Origin of the sequence: Thalassotalea eurytherma (assembly GCF_030161415.1) — a bacterium.
GTDB classification, from domain to species: Bacteria; Pseudomonadota; Gammaproteobacteria; order Enterobacterales; family Alteromonadaceae; genus Thalassotalea_G; species Thalassotalea_G eurytherma.
In genome coordinates, this window is the sequence record NZ_BSSU01000024.1 from 1 (window position 1) to 3,163 (window position 3,163).

Here is a 3,163-nt window from a genome sequence, read left to right on the forward strand (position 1 = left end):
AATTTGGAAAGCTGATATAAATATCCTCGAATTATGTATGAATTTATTCATAGATATTCGAATTGTTGTTTACAGTGTCGCGCTGTAAATAACACCTTGAAACAAGACTTCCTTATCTTGTTTCATCTAATTCAAGTAACTCATCCTTTAACTTAGGTTAAAGAGAGTACGTGAAAATGTCAGACTATATAATTACGTCGGTTTAGTCACCGATGTGTACTTTGTATCTCCTTATTTATAAGGAAAGACTACTTAGGGTTGTATGGTTAAGTGACTAAGCGTATGTGGTGGATGCCTTGGCAGTTAGAGGCGATGAAAGACGTGTTAATCTGCGATAAGCGTAGTTAAGGTGATAAAAACCGTTATAGACTACGATTTCTGAATGGGGAAACCCAGTGTCATAAGACACTATCTTAACGTGAATACATAGCGTTAAGAGGCAAACCGGGAGAACTGAAACATCTAAGTACCCCGAGGAAAAGAAATCAACCGAGATTTCGTTAGTAGCGGCGAGCGAACGCGAATTAGCCCTTAAGCTTGTGGGCGCTAGTGGAACATTCTGGAAAGGATGGCGATACAGGGTGATAGCCCCGTACACGAAGGCAAACATAAGTGAAATCGAGTAGGTCGGCACACGTGAAATGTTGACTGAATATGGGGGGACCATCCTCCAAGGCTAAATACTCCTAACTGACCGATAGTGAACCAGTACCGTGAGGGAAAGGCGAAAAGAACCCCTGTGAGGGGAGTGAAATAGAACCTGAAACCGCATACGTACAAGCAGTGGAAGCCTTCGGGTGACTGCGTACCTTTTGTATAATGGGTCAGCGACTTATTTTTAGTAGCAAGGTTAACCGATTAGGGGAGCCGTAGCGAAAGCGAGTGTTAACTGCGCGTTTAGTTGCTAGGAATAGACCCGAAACCCGGCGATCTACCCATGGGCAGGTTGAAGGTTGAGTAACATCAACTGGAGGACCGAACACACGTATGTTGAAAAATGCGGTGATGACTTGTGGGTCGGAGTGAAAGGCTAATCAAGCCGGGAGATAGCTGGTTCTCCCCGAAATCTATTTAGGTAGAGCCTCGGACGAACACCATTGGGGGTAGAGCACTGTTAAGGCTAGGGGGTCATCCCGACTTACCAACCCTTTGCAAACTCCGAATACCAATGAGTGATATCCGGGAGACACACTTAGGGTGCTAACGTCCTAAGTGAAGAGGGAAACAACCCAGACCGCCAGCTAAGGTCCCAAAGTACTAGTTAAGTGGGAAACGATGTGGGAAGGCTTAGACAGCTAGGAGGTTGGCTTAGAAGCAGCCACCCTTTAAAGAAAGCGTAATAGCTCACTAGTCGAGTCGGCCTGCGCGGAAGATGTAACGGGGCTAAACTAGTCACCGAAGCTGCGGATTCATAATTTATTATGAGTGGTAGGGGAGCGTTCTGTAAGCCGTTGAAGGTGTGTTGTAAGGCATGCTGGAGGTATCAGAAGTGCGAATGCTGACATGAGTAACGATAAAGGGAGTGAAAAACTCCCTCGCCGAAAGACCAAGGTTTCCTGTCCCATGTTAATCAGGGCAGGGTAAGTCGGCCCCTAAGGCGAGACCGAAAGGTGTAGTCGATGGGAAACAGATTAATATTTCTGTACTTCTATATATTGCGACGGAGGGACGGAGCAGGCTAGGCAAGCATGGTGTTGGTTATCCATGTGAAAGATTGTAGGCTGGAGACTTAGGTAAATCCGGGTTTCTAAGGCTGAGAATCGAGACGATACTCTACGGAGTAGAAGTTGTTGATGCCATACTTCCAGGAAAATCTTCTAAGCTTCAGATATATAGGAACCGTACCCCAAACCGACACAGGTGGTTAGGTAGAGAATACTAAGGCGCTTGAGAGAACTCGGGTGAAGGAACTAGGCAAAATAGTACCGTAACTTCGGGAGAAGGTACGCTCTCTATGGTGAATCCCTTGCGGAGTAAGCCTCGGAGAGTCGAAGTAACCAGGTGGCTGGAACTGTTTATTAAAAACACAGCACTGTGCAAAATCGAAAGATGACGTATACGGTGTGACGCCTGCCCGGTGCCGGAAGGTTAATTGATTGGGTTAGCTTAGCGAAGCTCATGATCGAAGCCCCGGTAAACGGCGGCCGTAACTATAACGGTCCTAAGGTAGCGAAATTCCTTGTCGGGTAAGTTCCGACCTGCACGAATGGCGTAATCATGGCCACACTGTCTCCACCCGAGACTCAGTGAAATTGAATTTGCGGTTAAGATGCCGTATACCCGCGGCTAGACGGAAAGACCCCGTGAACCTTTACTATAGCTTGACAGTGAACATTGCTCCTACATGTGTAGGATAGGTGGGAGGCTTTGAAACTTTGTCGCCAGATAGAGTGGAGCCAACCTTGAAATACCACCCTTGTATGCGTGATGTTCTAACCTAGGGCCCTTATCGGGCTTGGGGACACTGTCTGGTGGGTAGTTTGACTGGGGCGGTCTCCTCCCAAAGAGTAACGGAGGAGCACGAAGGTTGGCTAAGTACGGTCGGACATCGTACGGTTAGTGCAATGGCATAAGCCAGCTTAACTGCGAGACAGACACGTCGAGCAGGTGCGAAAGCAGGTCATAGTGATCCGGTGGTTCTGTATGGAAGGGCCATCGCTCAACGGATAAAAGGTACTCCGGGGATAACAGGCTGATACCGCCCAAGAGTTCATATCGACGGCGGTGTTTGGCACCTCGATGTCGGCTCATCACATCCTGGGGCTGAAGTCGGTCCCAAGGGTATGGCTGTTCGCCATTTAAAGTGGTACGCGAGCTGGGTTTAGAACGTCGTGAGACAGTTCGGTCCCTATCTGCCGTGGGCGTTTGAGAATTGAAGAGGGCTGCTCCTAGTACGAGAGGACCGGAGTGGACGAACCACTGGTGTTCGGGTTGTCATGCCAATGGCATTGCCCGGTAGCTACGTTCGGAACTGATAACCGCTGAAAGCATCTAAGCGGGAAGCAGGCTTTAAGATGAGTTCTCACTGGGACTTTAAGTCCCCTAAAGGGTCGTTGGAGACTACGACGTTGATAGGTCAGGTGTGTAAGGGTTGTGAGGCCTTGAGCTAACTGATACTAATTGCCCGTGAGGCTTAACCATACAACACCCAAGTGGTTTTAAG

At 48.2% G+C, this 3,163-nt stretch carries 1 rRNA gene; it reads left to right on the forward strand.

Annotated features, from left to right (window positions below):
* Positions 1–264: 264 nt before the first annotated feature.
* Positions 265–3,141: ribosomal RNA gene (locus QQK02_RS16330) — 23S ribosomal RNA — on the forward strand.
* Positions 3,142–3,163: the final 22 nt, after the last annotated feature.